Annotated in this window: 17 protein-coding genes; 10 read left to right on the plus strand and 7 right to left on the minus strand. The window is 65.7% G+C overall.

Features of this window, described 5'->3' with window-relative positions; translation table 11 throughout:
• Nucleotides 1-2: 2 nt before the first annotated feature.
• Complete coding sequence (locus FBY20_RS13685; RefSeq protein ID WP_142052740.1) at nt 3-3,155, minus strand: WG repeat-containing protein; 3,153 nt, start codon at nt 3,153-3,155, stop codon at nt 3-5.
• A gap of 157 nt (nt 3,156-3,312) precedes the next feature.
• Here FBY20_RS13685 and FBY20_RS13690 point away from each other — a divergent pair, with 157 nt between their 5' ends.
• Both FBY20_RS13690 and FBY20_RS13695 read left to right on the plus strand, forming a co-directional pair.
• The gene (locus tag FBY20_RS13690; RefSeq protein ID WP_142052746.1) at nt 3,313-3,552 is read left to right on the plus strand and encodes a hypothetical protein; all 240 of its coding nucleotides are present in this window, start codon (nt 3,313-3,315) and stop codon (nt 3,550-3,552) included.
• Between the two features lie 33 nt (nt 3,553-3,585).
• On the plus strand, nt 3,586-4,827 hold the full coding sequence (locus tag FBY20_RS13695; RefSeq protein WP_056324726.1) for an MFS transporter: 1,242 nt from the start codon (nt 3,586-3,588) through the stop codon (nt 4,825-4,827).
• A 61-nt stretch (nt 4,828-4,888) separates the two neighbouring features.
• Here the strand turns inward: FBY20_RS13695 and FBY20_RS13700 are convergent, their stop codons facing one another.
• Nucleotides 4,889-5,269, minus strand: coding sequence for a cupin domain-containing protein (locus FBY20_RS13700; RefSeq protein WP_056324729.1), 381 nt, complete (start codon nt 5,267-5,269; stop codon nt 4,889-4,891).
• A gap of 103 nt (nt 5,270-5,372) precedes the next feature.
• Between FBY20_RS13700 and FBY20_RS13705 the strand changes: the two genes are divergently transcribed.
• Nucleotides 5,373-5,606, plus strand: a complete 234-nt coding sequence (locus tag FBY20_RS13705) for an Arm DNA-binding domain-containing protein (protein WP_142052749.1) — start codon at nt 5,373-5,375, stop codon at nt 5,604-5,606.
• Nucleotides 5,603-6,160, plus strand: a complete 558-nt coding sequence (locus FBY20_RS13710; RefSeq protein WP_142052752.1) for an ureidoglycolate lyase — start codon at nt 5,603-5,605, stop codon at nt 6,158-6,160. Before FBY20_RS13705 ends, FBY20_RS13710 begins: the two co-directional genes overlap by 4 nt.
• A 24-nt stretch (nt 6,161-6,184) precedes the next feature.
• Here FBY20_RS13710 and FBY20_RS13715 read toward each other — a convergent pair whose 3' ends face one another.
• On the minus strand, nt 6,185-6,781 hold the full coding sequence (locus FBY20_RS13715; protein WP_142052755.1) for a hypothetical protein: 597 nt from the start codon (nt 6,779-6,781) through the stop codon (nt 6,185-6,187).
• A 149-nt stretch (nt 6,782-6,930) separates the two neighbouring features.
• On the opposite strand from FBY20_RS13715, the gene FBY20_RS13720 reads away from it, so the two are divergent.
• Complete coding sequence (locus FBY20_RS13720) at nt 6,931-8,085, plus strand: DUF1254 domain-containing protein (RefSeq protein WP_142052758.1); 1,155 nt, start codon at nt 6,931-6,933, stop codon at nt 8,083-8,085.
• 9 nt (nt 8,086-8,094) lie between these two features.
• Nucleotides 8,095-9,024 (plus strand): LysR family transcriptional regulator, encoded by a 930-nt coding sequence (locus FBY20_RS13725; RefSeq protein WP_142052761.1) that lies wholly within the window; start codon nt 8,095-8,097, stop codon nt 9,022-9,024.
• 17 nt (nt 9,025-9,041) lie between these two features.
• On the opposite strand, the gene FBY20_RS13730 is transcribed toward FBY20_RS13725, so the two are convergent.
• The 4 genes from FBY20_RS13730 to FBY20_RS13745 all read right to left on the minus strand — a co-directional run bounded on the left by FBY20_RS13730 (nt 9,042) and on the right by FBY20_RS13745 (nt 12,578).
• Nucleotides 9,042-9,848 carry an SDR family oxidoreductase gene (locus FBY20_RS13730; RefSeq protein ID WP_142052764.1) on the minus strand — a complete coding sequence of 269 codons (807 nt, stop codon included), beginning with the start codon at nt 9,846-9,848 and terminating at the stop codon, nt 9,042-9,044.
• A gap of 33 nt (nt 9,849-9,881) precedes the next feature.
• Nucleotides 9,882-11,081 carry an ABC transporter substrate-binding protein gene (locus FBY20_RS13735; protein WP_056324745.1) on the minus strand — a complete coding sequence of 400 codons (1,200 nt, stop codon included), beginning with the start codon at nt 11,079-11,081 and terminating at the stop codon, nt 9,882-9,884.
• A 34-nt stretch (nt 11,082-11,115) separates the two neighbouring features.
• Entirely contained in the window at nt 11,116-12,048 is a 933-nt protein-coding gene (locus FBY20_RS13740; RefSeq protein WP_142052766.1) for a 3-keto-5-aminohexanoate cleavage protein, read from the minus strand.
• A gap of 248 nt (nt 12,049-12,296) precedes the next feature.
• Complete coding sequence (locus tag FBY20_RS13745) at nt 12,297-12,578, minus strand: peptidylprolyl isomerase (protein WP_056324750.1); 282 nt, start codon at nt 12,576-12,578, stop codon at nt 12,297-12,299.
• Nucleotides 12,579-12,869: 291 nt separating this feature from the next.
• Here FBY20_RS13745 and FBY20_RS13750 point away from each other — a divergent pair, with 291 nt between their 5' ends.
• The 4 genes from FBY20_RS13750 to FBY20_RS13765 all read left to right on the plus strand — a co-directional run bounded on the left by FBY20_RS13750 (nt 12,870) and on the right by FBY20_RS13765 (nt 16,664).
• Entirely contained in the window at nt 12,870-13,607 is a 738-nt protein-coding gene (locus FBY20_RS13750; protein ID WP_223573290.1) for a FadR/GntR family transcriptional regulator, read from the plus strand.
• Between the two features lie 36 nt (nt 13,608-13,643).
• Complete coding sequence (locus FBY20_RS13755; RefSeq protein WP_142052769.1) at nt 13,644-15,002, plus strand: aromatic ring-hydroxylating dioxygenase subunit alpha; 1,359 nt, start codon at nt 13,644-13,646, stop codon at nt 15,000-15,002.
• Nucleotides 14,999-15,568 (plus strand): 3-phenylpropionate/cinnamic acid dioxygenase subunit beta, encoded by a 570-nt coding sequence (locus FBY20_RS13760; RefSeq protein WP_056324755.1) that lies wholly within the window; start codon nt 14,999-15,001, stop codon nt 15,566-15,568. The genes FBY20_RS13755 and FBY20_RS13760 overlap by 4 nt, the downstream gene beginning before the upstream one ends.
• Nucleotides 15,569-15,671: 103 nt before the next feature.
• Entirely contained in the window at nt 15,672-16,664 is a 993-nt protein-coding gene (locus FBY20_RS13765) for a tripartite tricarboxylate transporter substrate binding protein (RefSeq protein ID WP_255452336.1), read from the plus strand.
• Nucleotides 16,665-16,667 lie beyond the last annotated feature (3 nt).

A 16,667-nucleotide genomic window follows, 5' to 3' on the forward strand; every position in this document is an offset into this window, starting at 1 on the left:
GATCATTCTGCGTTGGCGTTGTCGACTGCCGGCGGCGAGATGCCGGCGGCCTCGGGGCAGGTGAGTTTCCGGGGCGGCCAGCTCTGCCGGTCCTCTGCATCCACGATCACCACCGTGTCGCACAGCACGCCGAACAGCGCGGTGGTCTTGCCCTGGGTATCGATGTACTCGATGAGCCGATTGCGGCGCACCAGCGCGCGCCCTTCCGAAAAGTCGCCGGCCCACGTGAACGCCGGCGCAATCGCATAGCGTCCGGTCAGATCGATGTAGCCGTACAGCTTGCCCGTGCGCTCCAGGCGGCGCGCCCGCGCCAGTCCGTCCTTCATGCGGCCCAGCTGGTTGAAGTGCGCGCCCACGACGCGCTTGCCGTTCGCGTCGATGAAGCCGTACTTGTTGTCGCCGTCGCTGTAGGGCGCCACGCCCTCGCTGGCCTTGTCGCTGTCGATGGCGTAGCGGCCAGGCAGGCGGGTGACCTCGCGGCCTTGCAGGTCCACCAGAATGCTCGATCCGCTCTCGTCGTCGTTGACGACGACGCGCTGCATCGATGCCAGCGGCGTGGCGTCGCCCCACTTTTCGAGCAAGGGCTTGCCGGTCTGGTCGATCAGGCGATAGCCCGCGCCGATGTTGGCGCGCGCCAGGCCTTCCGGCTGCGTGAAGAACGGATTGAATTCGCCGTATTGCGCGGGCACCTTCATGTTGCCGCGCGCGTCGATGGCGCCTTCGCGTTCGTCAAAGTCGATGTAAAGCCAGTCGCCGAATTGCTGCTTGTTGTTGGGCCGGCCCGCCGACAAGCGGATGGAGGCGCCCTCTGCATCGATCAGGACAGCGCTTGCGTCGGCCAATTCGCCGAGAAAGCGCCCATCGGCAAGCTTCTGCGGCTTGCCAACCACGGGTTCACTCGTTTTGCCGGTGCGCAGGTTGATGACGCGGTAGGCGCGTTCGGTGAAGCCGCCGCGATTGCGCTTGCCTTCCGGCGCTTCGACGAGCATCAGGCCGTTGCCCAGGTATTCCAGATCGTAGGCGCCGTCGTAGCGGGCGGGCACTACCCACTGGCCCTCGCGGTTGACCACGCCCCAGCGGTTCTTGTCCTGGACCTTGGCCCAGTCGTCCTCGAACTCCTGTATCTGCTCATAGACCGGCTTGAGCGCGGGCGCACCCTTGCGCACGTTCCACAGGCCCGAGCGGCGCTGGCGGTTTTCGTTGCGTGCGTAGTAGTGCAGCAGTTCGCCATCAAGGCGCGAGGCCTCTTCCAGCACGTGTGCGGGAACGGACACTTCCTGCCCGCGGGCATCGATCAGCAGCGCGTCGCCGCGCAGCATGTCCTTCGTGCGGGCCCAGGTGTAGGGGCCCTTGAAGGGGCGGATCTCGGTGTAGCGCGGTTCGATGGCCCAGGCGCCGTCCGCGCCGATCGCACCGGCTTGGTAGTTCCTGGTGCGCGCCACGAGGGGCAGCGTGACGTCGTACGTATCGATGTTCGCCCAATCCGGATTCGTGACGATCTTGCCCGCCGCCGTGAGGATGCCTGTCGGCTGACCGTAGTCGTGCGGACGCAGGAGCGCCAGCGGGGCATCGGCATCGCGGGCGGTCGTGCGCGCGTAGTGGAATTCGCTGACGTCGTAGGCGCGCAGCTGCGCGAGGGTGGCCTCGTCAAGGATGCCAAGGCCGTCCCGGCCGTAGACCTGGTAAAGCGATTCGTCTGCGTTGGCGCTGGAGGTCGTTTGTGCGGCGTCTGCCGCGGCGGTGGCCGCATCCATGGCGGCATCTGCCGCGGTATCGGCTTGCATTGCGTCGGCCGCCATGGCGTCGTCTGCGGCAGCACCGGCTGCCGCAGCACCGGCTGCCGCAGCATCGTCTGCCGCCGCTTCAGCTTGAGTCGCCTCGGTGGGCGCCGCGTCTGCCACCGTTGGCGCTGCGGCAATATCGGTTGCGGCATCGGCGGCGACCGGCGGATCCTGGAAAGCCGCCGCAGTCTCCGCTTCGGACGCCGCCTGCACGGCAGCCGCCGCGTCGGCGGCATGGGCTTGATCTTCCGCGCTCATCGCATCGCCAGCCGCGTCGGCAACGCCGGCCGGGCGCCGCGCCGCGCCGTAGACCCACGCGCGCCCGTGATGAATCTTGACCTCGCCGCTGCGCAAGGGGATCAGCTGCAGCCGGCCCTCGGGATCGATCAGCAGCGTCATGCCGGGCTCGGCGGCAAAGCGCCAGCCGTCTTGCTCCCGCACACCCACGTAGTCGCTTTCGAAGGTGTGCATAGGTTGGAGCTTGCCATCCAGCAGCAACGTGCCGCCATCCGCGACCCGCACCAGCCATATGCCCGGCGCCACCCGCTCCACGCGTTCGTAACGCTCGGCCGACAGCGCCTCGCCGCGCACATCCACGAATTCCCATGCCCGTTCGCGGTTCACCGCCACCACATCGCCATCGCGCAACGGCGGGGCCAGCGAGCGCAACACTTGCGGGCTGATCGCCCAGGTGCCGTTCTGATCCAGCAGACCCCACCAGCCGCCGTAGCGCGAATCGCGCGTCTGCGCGGGCAGTTGGCCGCTGGTCGGCGCGGCCAGCGCCATCACCCCATCAGGCAGCGCGGCAGGCGTGCCGGTCACGGTGTTCACCAAGCGCGGCGGCGTGGGGATTTCCATCGCCGCCAGCTTCTGTCCGGGCTCAAAGCCCGAGGTGCGCGTGCCCAGTGGAAAGGTCTTCACGACCTTGCCGTGACGGTCGATCAGCACATCCCGTCCGTCCTCTTCGGCCAGCGCCGTGCCTTGCGCGTTGAATCCGGTCGCGTCGCTAAAGCGCGGCGGGATGACCCAGCGTCCCCGGGTGTCGATGTAACCCCAGAGATCCTGCTGGCTGACGGCGGCCAGCCCGTTCTGGAAGGAGCGGGCTTCCGAATACGCCGGCGCGATGGCCATGACGCCTTGCTTGTCGATAAATCCCCAGGCAGCGGAATCGCCATCGGCGGTGCCCACCAGCACGGCCGCCAGGCCTTCCTGGAATGGCTGGTGGCACGATGTGCCCGCGCCTTCGCCGAAATTGTTGTACGCGCACTGCTGCGCCCAGTTGGTCTGCGCGTGCGAAGTGACCGGCGCCAGGAGCGCGATCCCCGCCAGCGCCGCTGCAAGCGCCAGCGGCTTGAAGATGGGCGCCGCCGTCATGGGTTGCGGGCGCGGTTAACAACCGCGGAAACGAACGTGCCGGACCGGGCGTGCCACATGAGTCGATGCCTGCCGAAGGATTGGGAAGGCAGCCACTGTACTCAGCGGTGCCCGGGGACGGATCGGGAGATGTAACTATCAAAAACGAAGCGTTAACATGTCGCAGCCTCGCGTCGATTTTTGCGGTAATTCCGGTCATTTTTCAAAAACATCGCGTAATTTCTTTTTTTGCACGCATGTTGAAGGTTGGCCAAGCCGTTCGATTCAGGCGGCCGTGCCGGTCATCGGCGCGGTCTGCTGCGTTGCCGTGACATTCCCTCCACGCATGCAGCGGGCAAAAAATAATCGGTTGAGCCTCGCGTCTGGCGACCCTGTAATAGAGCCGATGCCCGCCTGAACGGGGGCGACGTTTCCTTGCAAGAGGTTCGCCATGTCCACCCCCCAAAAATCTTCCCTGGATGCATCGCAGTTGTGGCTGCTGGTGCTGGCCGGTGGCGTCGTCATGGGCCTTGCCCTGGGCGTGCGCCATGTGCAGGGCCTGTTTCTTCTGCCCGTCACCATGGACCGCGGCTGGAGCCGCGAGACCTTCGCCATCGCGCTGGCCGTGCAGAACCTGACCTGGGGCATCGTGCAGCCCTTCACCGGCATGATTGCCGACCGCTATGGTTCGGCCAAGGTGATCGCTGGCGGGTTGGTCTTCTATGCGGTGGGCCTGGCCGGCATGGCGCATGCCACGACGCCTGCGGGCTTCATGTGGACGGCGGGGGTGTGCATCGGCATCGCACTGTCCGGCACGGCATTCGCGGCCATTTATGGCGCGCTCAGCCGTCTGGTGCCGCCCGAACGCAGAAGCTGGGCGCTCGGCGTGGCGGGAGCCGTCGGCGGCCTTGGACAGTTCACGATGGTGCCCGCGGCGCAATGGCTGATCGGGGGCTGGGGCTGGGTCGCGGCCTTGCTGGCGTTTGCCGTGGCGCTGACTATCCTGTTGCCGTTGGCGTTTCCGCTGCGCGAGCCGGCGAACCGCCTGCGCGATGCCGGCGCGCCCGACGCAAACCTGTCGCTGCGCGAGGCCCTTCGCGAGGCCTTCACGCGCCCGGGCTTCTGGCTGCTGAACCTGGGATTTTTGGCCTGCGGTTTCCAGCTGGCGTTCATCGGCACGCACCTGCCCGCCTACCTGATGGACAAAGGCCTGCGCGCATCGGACGCGGTCGCGGCGCTGGCCATCATTGCGCTCACCAATGTCATGGGCACCTATGTCTGCGGCATCCTGGGCGCGCATCACCGGCGCAAGTACCTGCTGGCGGGCATCTACCTGATCCGAACCGCGGCCATTGCGCTTTTCATCCTGGTGCCGCTATCCACGTGGTCGGTCTACGCGTTCGCGGCGGTCATGGGCTTCGTGTGGCTGGGCACGGTGCCGCTCACCAACGGTCTGATCTCGCAGGTATTTGGCGTGCGCTACATCACCACGCTCTTCGGCTTCGTGTTCTTTGGCCATCAGGTCGGCTCGTTTCTGGGTGTGTGGCTGGGCGGCGTGGTGTTCGAAGCCACTCGCTCTTATGACCTGATCTGGCTGGGGGCGATGGCGCTGGGCGTGCTGTCGGCCGCCTTGCACTGGCCGATCGACGACCGCGAGATCCAGCGCGCGCGGCCGGTGGGCACGGCCGGTTAGGCGCGGCTGGCTAGGTGCGGCCGGCGAGGCGCGGCCGGCAAGGCGCAGACGGGAAGCGGCGTTACGCCAGCCGGTGCTGCGTGCCCGCGCCCATGGTGATGTGCAGCATGCGGCAGGGCTCAATGACCTTGACGGTGTGCCACGCGCCCTTCGGAATCACGTAGGCATCGCCGGCCAGCATTTTCACGATCTGGATCCCGGTGGGCCATTCCAGGTGCAGTTCGGCCGCCCCAGACATCAGCCGCACGATCTCGTCGGCGCCAGGGTGCATCTCCCATTGCGGCCAGTCGGCCGCGAACTCGTACTCGGACACAAGCCAGCCGCGCCCGTATTGTTCAAGGTCTTCCGGAGATTGGGACCAGAATGCGTCGCCGCCCGTCACGGTGGCGGCGGCGCCGGCGGCGTCCAGATACACATAGTGCGACGTCAGGTCGATGGCCATGTTGCGCGTCCTCGGGTGGGGGGATCAGGGCAGTGTATGCCAGCGCCGGCTGTCACATCGTTGCGTTTATCATGTGTGCCATCGGCAACTTGGAGAGCACGCGATGAGCACGGGATTCGAAGGGGTGCGCCCCGCATCCGAATCGTCCATCGAGATCGGCTTCTTCTATGACGGCCGGCATTGTGTCGAGCGTATCCGGGTCAAGCCCACCGCCGCCAACCTCAAGCGCGCCGCCGACCGGCGAGCTGCCATCCTGGAGGCCATTGCGCGGGGCGACTTCGACTACGACGCCGAATTCCCCAAACGCGGCGCTAAGCCATCACAGGGTCCCGCATGACGAGCAATTCGCAGCTTGAAGTTCACGATCTTTCGCCTGATGCCTTCAATGCCTACGGGTGGATGCTGGGAAAGCCCATGCCGGACGGCAACGGCGTTCCGCTGTTTACGAACCCGGCCACTGACTTCTGGCACGAACACCTGTTCAACACGGGCGCGGGCGGCGACGCCGAAGTGCTTTGGGTCAATTACCGAAGCCAGTCCGTCGAAGTCTCCAGCCTGGAAAAGCACCTGCTGACGCAGCAGGCGATCGTCCCGCTGACGGGCAGCATCATTCAGATCGTGGCGCGCAGCGCCGCGGACGGCTCGCCCGACCTGGCCACGCTTGCGGCCTTTCATGTGGCGCAGGGGCAGGGCGTGTGCATGCGGCCGGGCTGCTGGCACGCCACCCGCGTGGCGGGCGACGAGGTCACGTGCCTGATGCTGACCCGGCGATCCACCACGGTCGACCTGATCCAGCACCTGACCACGGACGCCAGCACCACGGAAAGCGCCTTCGCGGCCATCCCCGCGCGGCAACTGGAAGTGCCTCAGGATCTGCTGCAAAGCGCCTGACATTGCGCCACGAGGGCAGGGGAATCAATCCGCCTCGCTGCACGCGAAGCCCAGGCGCGTGAACAAGGGCCACTTGTTGCGATAGCTGTCCGTCCAGCACATGCCGAAAAACGCCGCGAACGGCGCGTCGACCCGTTGCGCCGATATGTGTGCGGCGGCATCGGCATCGGGCGGACAGAAGGCCTGCCCCGGCGTCGGGTACAACGCGCCATCCCAAATGGGGTGATCGCAATGCTCGCAGAAATTGCACCATTCCCCTGACCGGACGGGGTTCTGGCGGTAGGTCGGCGCAAGCGAGCGCAGCGTCTGCGCCACGTCGGGCGCAAGAGCCCGTGTCGACGAGATCATGGCCGGACCCGGCATCGACTGCCATTGCGCGGGTCCGAACAGCCAGTCCCGAAACGCCAGCGGATCCAGTCCCGTGCTATCCGCGTCGTCCTCATCCAGTTCCAGATCGCCCTCGGTGCTTTCGTGGCCGGGCGGCACGGCCAGCGCCGTCACGCGCGACAGCGTGTTGCAAGCCGCGCAGCGGTGCACGGCCTGCAACACGAAGTACGACGACGCGCGAATGTTGAACGCCTCTCCGTCCGGACCGGTCATGTTCGGGTCTTGCGTTGACATGCTGCTGTGTCTTTCCTGTCGCACCGCTGCGGTGCACTGTTACTTCTACATGCCGGGGAAATATGACAGAATCCCCCGGAATTCGAGCCCTGGCGCAATCCGCCGCCGCCCTCGGGCGCCTGCGCCATCCCGTCATGTCGGAGCCCTGAATGCGCCACCGCCAGATTAGCACCGGATTTTGCCGCGCCGCCTGCCGTCCGTTCATGGGGCTGGTTGCCGCCATCGCCGTGGCGGGCGTCTTGTCCGGCTGTGCGGTCCCGTCGCACGACGCCGCCGCCCGGCAGTCCGTCGGCATCGAGGGCCTCACCGCGCAACAGGCGCGTGGCATCGCGCGCGAATCCTACCTTTACGGCGCGCCCATGGTCGCCAGCTACCAGGCCATGTATGCCTACAGCCTGGACAAGCAGGGGGCGCAATACAAGGGGCCGGTGAACAGCATCAATCCGGTCGGCACCGCGTCCGCCGCCGCGGCCGGCCTGGACCCGGCCTATCTGTATTCCTACGCCGCCCTGGACCTGCGCGCCGAACCCGTCGTCGTCTTCGTGCCCCGCGTCGAAAAGCGGCGCGATGCCTCGTTGCAGGTCATGGACCTGTACATGCACCACATCGGCGACCTGGGCTCGCGCGGCCTGGGCGGTGGCGTCTTTCTCGTGGCGGGGCCCTCCTGGAAAGGCAAGGTGCCCCCGGGCATCACCAAGGTGATTCGGTCAGAGACGCAGCTTGCCACGCTGGTGGCGCGCACGCAGCGGTTCAATCCCGCCGACCAGGAAAACGCCAAGCGCATCCAGGCGCGCTTCAAGGTGCAGCCGCTATCGGCGTTCCGCAACGGGGCCGCGCCCGCCGCCCCTGCCAAGGTGGAATGGAAGGCGCCGGTTCCGCGCGCGCAGATGTATTCGTCGCTCGAGTTCTATGACGAACTGGCCTTCCTGCTGCGGTTCGCACCCGCACACAAATCCGAGACCGCGCTGCGCGAGCGCATGGCCACCCTGGGCCTGCGCCCCGGCGAGGACTACGACACCGCTACGCTCAACCCCGCGTTGCGCCGCGCGCTGCAAGAGGGCATGCACGATGGCCAGAACGACATCGACAAGAACCGCGCGGCGCAGGGGGCCGATGCCGGGGCGCTGTTCGGCGATCGGGACAAGCTGAAGAACGACTATCTGACGCGCGCGACCGGGGCGCAGATGGGGCTGTTTGCGTTTGGCGGCATGAACGCGCCCAAAGCGGCGCCGAAGGTGCCACCGAAGGTGCCACCGAAGCCGCCGTTGAAGTCTCAGCCCAAACCGCCACCCACGCCCCAATAGGCGCGCCGCATGAAGCGCAACTTCAACATCCACGACCTGCGAATCTTCTACGCCGTCGTCATGACCGGCTCGACGCGTCAGGCCGCGCTGGCCATGCACCTGACGCAGCCCGCCATCAGCCACGCGATATCGCGCCTGGAAAGCGCCACGGGTGTTCAATTGTTCGACCGGTCGCACAAGACGCTGCGCCCGACGGAAGCGGGGCAATATCTCTACAGCGAAGCCAAGTTCGTGCTGGACGAACTGGTGCGCATCGACGAAGCCCTGCACAGCATCGAACAGTTCGGCGGCCGCGGGCTGCGCATCGCCTCGTCACCCGCGCTGGCGCTGGGCTACGCGCCCGACGCAGTGCGCCGTTATCTGGACATCAACGGTACGCGGCCGTTTTCCATCGACGTCGAGTCGTCCATGCAGGTCATCAGCGCCGTGGAAACCATGCGCGCCGACTTCGGCCTGGGCGCTGTCGGCCGGGACAGCACGCGGCTGACCTTCACGCCGTTCCTGCGCGCGGACGTCATGGCGATCGTGCATCGCGAACATCCGCTGGCCGGGCGCGACGCCATCACGGTGCTAGATATTCCGCCGGACACCTACGTCAAGCCGTTGTGGTCCGACTATGTCGTGGCGCAGGGCGACATCGCCGATTCGTTGCTGTTGCGCTCCGGCATGCAGGCGCATATGTCGTTGCTGCCGGGCACGGTGCGCGCCGTCAAGGGCATCAGCCTGGTCAACGCGCTGTCCGCGTCCGACATCGTGACGTCGTTTCCGGACCTGGTGGCCGTGCCGCTCGCCTCGCGGCAATGGTTCGATTTCCTGTTGATCACCCGCACCGAGTCCCGCAACAACGAGCTGACCGCGCGCCTGCTGGACGCCCTGCGATCCACGGCGCAGGCGCGGCGGCAGGGCGTGTATGCAGAGACAATCGCGTTGCTGCAATAGCGGCAATTGCGCCGGGCTTATTGCGCCGGCGGCTGCCACGGCAGCGATTGCAGATCGCCGTCGATGCTGATTGCCTGGCCGCTGACCATGGCCCCGTAAGGGCTTGCGAGAAACAGCGCCATGTTTGCGATGTCAGCGGCGCGCACGAACTGCCGCAGGCTGACGCCCGACAGCTCCAGCCGTGTCTGCTCTTGGACGGACAACCCCATGTTCTTGGCGCGAGCGGCAATCACCCGGTCGATGCGCGGCCCGGCCACCAGCCCCGGCAGTAGTGCATTGACGCGGATGTTGAGCGGCCCGAGCTCCATCGCGAGCGAACGCGTCAGCCCCACCACGCCCCATTTGGTGGCCGCATACGGCGTGCGCATGGGCAAGCCCATCCGTCCCGCCACTGAGCTGATGTTGATGATGCTGCCGCCGCCCGACGCGCGCAGGGCGGGCAACGCATGGCGCACGGTGTGGAACTGCGAGGCCAGATTGATGTCCAGCGTCGCGTCCAGCTCTTGCGCGGAGATGTCGGCGATGCCTGCCGTGGGCCCGGCAATGCCGGCGTTGTTCACCAGCACGTCCAGCCCGCCCAGATGCGCTAGCGCGGTCTGCATGTAGCGGTCGATCTCGTCGCGGGTGCCCACGTCCGCGCGCGCCCACGGGTGCCGGCAACTGGCTAGCGCCTGTTCATCGACATCGCACAAGTGAACGCGGGCGCCGCGTCCTGCAAAGGCGTCGGCCAGCGCGGCGCCGATGCCGGACGCGCCCGCGGTCACGATGACGCGCTTTCCAGACAGGTCAACAGGAAGGGCGGCGATCGCCTCGGATGTCGTCATGGGATTTCCGGATTGATTCATGGCGTCAGGGCTTCAGGGCTTCATCAGGCGGCAGGTCGATTCCTCGGGCGACGTATACACCTGGGTGCCTGGCACACGCGCCACCAGCTTGTAGTAGTCCCAAGGCGCCTTTGATTCCGCAGGCGTCTTCACCTGCATCAGGAACATATCGTGCACCATCAGCCCGTCCGCGCGGATCTTGCCGTCTTTGACGAAGAAGTCGTTCACGGGATTGGCCTTCAGCCACTTCATGATGGTGTCGCCGTCGGTGCTCTTGGTGGCTTCCACCGCCTTCAGGTATGTCGTCGCGGCGGAATAGTCGCCGGCTTGCAGCATGGAGGGCTTTTTCTTCATCACGGCCTCAAAGCGCGATGCCCACTTGCGCGACGCGTCGTCCTGGTCCCAGTACCATGCGGTCGTCAAATACATGTTCTGCGCCGCCGGCAGGCCCAGCGCGTGCACGTCGGTGATCAGCACCAGCAGGCCGGCGATCTTCATCTTGGGCGTCAGGCCAAATTCGTTGGCCGCCTTGACCGCATTGCTGGTGTCGCTGGCGGAATTGGCCAAGCCCAGCACCTGCGCGCCGGAGGCCTGCGCCTGCAGGATGAACGACGAGAAGTCCGCGGTGTTGAGCGGATGCCGCACCCGGCCCTTGACGTTGCCGCCGTCGGCCTGCACCACCTTGGATGCATCGCGCTCCAGCGCATGGCCGAACGCGTGGTCCACCGTCAGGAAATACCAATCCTTGTTGCCTTCCTTCATCATCGCGCGCGCCGTACCGCGCGCCAGCGACACCGTGTCGTACACGTAGTGCACGGTATAGGGCGTGCATTGCGCGTTCGTCAGTTCGGACGCGCCCGCGCTCACCACGAAGAACGGCGTCTTCTTTTCCTCGGCCACCTTCGCCATTGCCAACGCCGCCGCCGAATTCGCGCCCGCGATCAGCATGTTCACCCCGCGCTGGTCCAGCCATTCTCGCGCGCGGGACGACGCGATATCGGCCCGGTTCTGGTGATCCGCGACCAGCACCTCCACCTTCTTTCCGGCCACCGTGCCGCCCAGGTCCGCGATCGCCATCTTGATCGCCTCGACGCCGCCAGGTCCGTCGGCGTCCGCGGACAGTCCGGACATGTCCGTGATGAACCCGATTCGGATCACGCCGTCATCGGCCTGTGCCGCACCTGCCATTCCCAACAGCGCGGCCAATGCCGTCGCGCGCAACGTCTTTTTCATGTCTCGTCTCCCCACTGGGTGGATGTGTATGTATTCAGAACGCGACGTGGTCGCGGCCCTTCAGTTGCAGCGTCTCGCGCGCGTCGTCCGGCGTGGCGATCTGCAAGGACAGGTCTTCCAGAATGCGGCGGATGCGGCGTACCTGGTCCGCGTTGGACTTCGCCAGTTCGCCGGGCCCATCCCACAATGAATCCTCCAGGCCCACGCGAACGTTCCCGCCCATCGTCGCCGCCATCGTCGCAAGCGGCGTCTGCTTGCGGCCCGCGGCCAGCACCGACCAGATGTAGTCGTCGCCGAACAGCCGGTCCGCCGTGCGCTTCATCATCATCACGTCCTCCGGGTGCGTGCCAATGCCGCCACGGATGCCGAACACTGACTGGATCAGGAACGGCGGCTTGAGCAGCTTGCGGTCCACGAAATGCGCGGCGGTGTAAAGATGGCCGATGTCGTAGCACTCGATTTCAAAGCGCGTGCCGTTATCGCCGCACGACGACAGGATGTGCTCGATGTCCTTGAACGTGTTGCGAAAGATCAGGTCGTTGCTGTCCTCCAGATACGGCCGCTCCCAATCCTGCTTGAACGTCTTGAACCGCTCCAGCAGCTCGTACATCCCGAAGTTCATCGACCCCATGTTCAGAGACGCCACTTCCGGCTTGAACTGCAACGCCGGCGCCATGCGCTCGGCAATGGGCAGCACCGGCGATCCGCCCGTCGTGATGTTGATCACCACGTCAGAGGCTTCCTTGATACGCGGCAGGAACTGCGCGTACAGCGCCGGATCCTGCGTGGGTCGCCCCGTGTCCGGCTGACGCGCATGCAGGTGCACGATCGCCGCACCCGCCTGGGCGGCATCAAGCGCCGACCGGGCGATCTCTTCAGGCGTGACGGGCAGGTGAGGCGACATCGACGGCGTATGGACCGAACCGGTGATGGCGCAGGTGATGATGACCTTTCTGGACTGTTTCATGGGCCTCTGGCGCGCGGCAGCTTGCCGCTGTGAATATGTCGCTACGGATCTTTATGGCCCCGGCTGTCTCCTCCGGGTGTGGGCCATTCTGTCGCAGGGCTTCGGGTCCTGTCACCTGAACAGAAATTATCAATTGATAGGGAATCCGGTGCTGCGCTGCAGCGTGCCATTCACGCGGTCGGAGCACGAAAAAAAGCCGCCGCCAGGATCGCTCCTGGCGGCGGCTTTTGCCGAACGGCTTCGAGGACTTAGTCCTTGCGGCTGGTCACTTCAACCAGGTGGTAGCCGAACTGGGTCTTGACCGGACCTTGCACTTGGCCGACCGGGGCGCTGAACACGACGGTGTCGAATTCCTTGACCATCTGGCCCGGGCCGAAGGTACCCAGGTTGCCACCGTCGCGGCTCGACGGGCAGCTCGAGTTTTCCTTGGCGAGCTGGGCGAAGTCAGCGCCATTCTCGATGGCGGTCTTGAGTTCGTTGGCCTTCGCTTCGGTGGAAACGAGGATGTGACGGGCGGAGGCTTGTGCCATGAGGGGAACTCCTTGCAGACTGATTTGGGGAGGGGAGAGTAACGCATTCGCGTGAACTCGCTACCCCGGCATCATAAACGGGGAGTGATCCGGCCCCGGGTCACAGACGGTAAGCGCGCAGGGGGCGCACCCCCGCACTTCCCCTAATACCCCCTCATATCCTTATACGATTATCGTATTTTCAACACACCCCACCCCGGGCGTGTCCACAGCCGAGGCAACGCGGGCTGGCAATGAGATGCACGTTTTCGGACGAGACTTCCTATGCCTGATTCAGCTTCCCGAGTACTGTTGAAAAAAGACGCGGTCGTGCCGTTTACGTCGGAGCCCAATCTGACGGATCGTGTGACCGAGATGCTGCTGGACGAGATCACCAGCGGCGATTACCAGGTCGGTGAGGTGCTGCCCCCGGAGCAGACCATCGCCACCCGGCTTGGCGTTTCGCGCACCGTGCTGCGCGAAGCGGTTTCCCGCCTGAAGGGCGATGGCATCGTGCAAAGCAAGCAGGGCCGCGGGCTGACTGTCATGCAGACGGCGCGGCCGTCGGTGTTGCGCATGCAGGCCGCGGACATTGGCGATGCGGATCAGGTGCTGCGCATCGTGGAATTGCGCCGGGGCTTCGAGATCGAGGCCGCGCCGTTGGCGGCGGCCCGGCGTGACGAGGACGATCTGGCCGCCATGCGGCTGGCGCTGCGCAAGATGGCCGACGCGATTGCGTCCGGAGATGTAGCGGTGGGCGTCGATGCCGACATGGAGTTCCACCGCTGCGTGGCGCGTGCGACGCGCAATGAACACTATCTGAATTTCTTCGATTTCCTGGCGGTGTTGCTTAAAAAGAACCTGCGCGTGTCGCGTTCGCGGTCGGCCAAGATCGCGGGGCGCGGGGCGCAGGCTCAAAAGGAGCACGAGGCGCTGTTTGCCGCCATCGAGAAGGGCGACGTGGAACTTGCACGGCAGCACGCGCGCACGCACGTCGACAACACGGAAGCACGTCTGCGTACAGCGGCGGCCACGGCCGACAAGCCGTAGGCGCCCACTAAGGGCATCCTCCAAGGGGAAGTGGTGATGGGTCAGAAGACGATCGATGAGTTGGTGCGCGCCGACGAGGGACTGGTCAGCCGGTCCATCTTCGTGGACGAAGAGATCTTCCAGCAGGAACTGAAGCAGATCTTCTCGCGCGCGTGGCTGTTCGTGGGGCACGAAAGCCTGGTGCCCAAACCGGACGACTACTTTGTTTCGCGCATGGGCACGGAATCCGTGATCCTGACGCGCGACCGGCAGGGGCAGATTCAGGTCATGCTGAACAGCTGTGCGCATCGCGGCATGAAGCTGTGCCGCTACGACCACGGCAATAACCGGACGTTTACCTGTCCGTACCACGGCTGGAGCTTTTCCACCGACGGCAAGCTGGTGGAACGGCCCGGCGAGCTGGTCGGCGTGCCCGGCCACGCCACGCACTACAAGGGCGAGCTGGACAAGAAGCAGTGGGGCCTGAAGACGGTGGCGAAGGTGGTGAACTACAAGGGCGCCATCTGGGCAACGTGGGATCCCGACGCGCCGCCGTTTCTGGACTACATCGGCAACATGCGCCTGTATCTGGACGCGGCGCTGGACCATCGCAACGGCAGTCCGGGTGGCTCCGAGGTGATCGGCGGCGTGCAGAAGTGGCGCGTGAAGTGCAACTGGAAATTCGCGCCCGAGAATTTCATTGGGGACCTGTACCACGACATCAGCCACCGATCCGTGGACATCGTGGGCATCGGCCCGGGCGGCGGCAAAGGGCGGCGCGATGCGTCCGCCACGCGCTCGGCGATCTGCTTTCCAGAACTGGGCCACGGGCTGCTGGGCCGGCTGCCGTTCTACGAGGAAGGGCCGTACGCGCCGCAATACGCGCGTTATCCGGAAGTCGAGGCGTACTACCGCGAGATCCACGAACACCGCGAGCGCACGTTGGGCGCGGCGATGCGCGTGCAGACCAGCGTGGGCACGATCTTCCCGAACATGTCGTTCCACGGCCGTCAGCCGCGCACGCTGGCGGTGTTTCATCCGATCAGTTCGACCGAGATGGAGATGTGGCGCATGTACCTGGTGGACAAGGACGCGCCCGAAGCGGTCAAGGAAGCGGCGCGCCATTATTTCCTGCGCTACTCCGGCCCGGGCGGCATGACGGAATCGGACGACATGGAGAACTGGACGGGCGCCACCGAGGCCAGCATGGGCGCGATGTCGCGCGAGCTGTACTTCAATTACCAGATGGGCGTGGGTCACCGGCAGGACGTGCCCGAGATCCCGGGCTGTGCGGTCAACGGTGAATACACCGAGGAAAACGCCCGCATCTACTACCGGCGCTGGGCGCAGTTCATGAACGGCCTGTCATGGGACCAACTGATGGCGGGCGCGGTGCGCCTGGAGGAGGCGGCATGAACGCAACCGTGGAAAACGCGCCGCCCGTGGCGCAGGACGACAGCGTGGACGACATGCTGCTCTGGTGGGAGGCGCATCGCTTCCTGCATTTCGAGGCCGACCTGCTGGACCATCGTGAGTTCGACAAGTGGCTGGGCCTGCTGGACGAGGACATCACGTACCGCATGCCCCTCACGCGCAACGTGCGCCGCGACGCGATGGCGCAGGAATACTCCGGCAAGCAGGACGCGGCGTGGTTCGACGAAGGTATCGATACGCTGCGCCAGCGCGTGGCGCAGATCAAGACGGGTATTCACTGGGCCGAAGAGCCGGCCTCGCGCGTATCGCATCTGGTGACCAACATCCGCGTGCTGGACGTGACGCCGGACGACGGCGGCGGCGACTTGGTGCGGGTGCGTTCACGCTTTCTGATCTACCAGAACCGCCTGCAGTCCGAAGTGAACCTGTTCGTGGGCAAGCGCGAGGACGTGCTGCGCAGGCGCGACGGGCGCTTCACCATTCTGTCGCGCGAAATTCACCTGGACCAGAACGTCCTCTTGTCGAAGGCGCTGACGATCTTCTTCTAGCGCCGTTGCCGGAGCCGGCCCTTCTGCCGGCATTCGATGGTTTTCCTTCCACTCGGGGCCTGACCGCCGACAGGACGCGCTCGCCCATACCTGGAGTTGCAGCATGCAAAGACGTACTGTACTGAAGGCCATGGCCAGCGCGGCCGCGATGTCGGCGGCGGGAGTGTCGTGGGGCGCCGGCGCCGCTTATCCGAGCAAGCCGATCCGCCTGATCGTGCCGTATCCGCCGGGCGGCGTCACGGACGTGGCGGGGCGCTTGGCCGGAGAAATCCTCACCCGCAAGTTCGGCCAGCCGGTGGTGGTGGAGAACCGCCCGGGCGCGAACGGCATGATCGGCAGCCAGCAGGTGGCATCCGCGCCGGCAGACGGCTACACGCTGCTGCTCAATGGCCTGGGCGGTATGGTGCTGCCGATGGCCACGGTGACCGGCCTGCCGCTGGACACGTCGCGCGCTTTCACGCCGATTGCGCAGATGGCCGAATTCATCAACGTGCTGATCGTGCGGGCCGACTCGCCGATACGCAGCGTCGACGACCTGATCGCCACGGCGCGCAAGCGCAGCAAGGATGGCCTGAACTACGGCTCCAACGGCATCGGTTCGTCGGTGCACCTGACCACCGCGTTCTTTGCGCAGCACACCGGCACCAATCTGCTGCACGTGCCCTACAAGGGCAGCGGCGAGATGCTGGTGGACGTGGTCAACGGCAACCTGGACTTCAGTTTCAGCAATCTGCCGCCGGTGATGGGATTGATCCGCAAAGGGTCGATTCGCCCGATCGCCGTCATCAGCAGCTATCGCAGCAAGCAGCTGCCGGAAGTGCCGACGATGGCCGAGCAAGGTGTGGCGGATTTCGATGTGACGAGCTGGCTTGGACTGTATGGACCGGCTGGCATGCCGCCCGAGGTGGTGCAGAAGCTGAGCGCAGCGTTGCAGGAAGGCATGGCGCTGCCGCAGTCGGTGGAAACCTTGAGCGCCGCAGGCTTTGAGCCCAGGCCCACCGGAGCGGATGCGTTTGCGGAACTGAACCGCGCCGAACTTGCGCGCTGGAAGCAGGTCGCCACCAAGGCCAGCATCTCCCTGAAATTCGGAGCCTGAGCA

The sequence above is a fragment of the Achromobacter sp. SLBN-14 genome, from assembly GCF_006715415.1.
Lineage (GTDB): Bacteria > Pseudomonadota > Gammaproteobacteria > Burkholderiales > Burkholderiaceae_B > Achromobacter > Achromobacter mucicolens.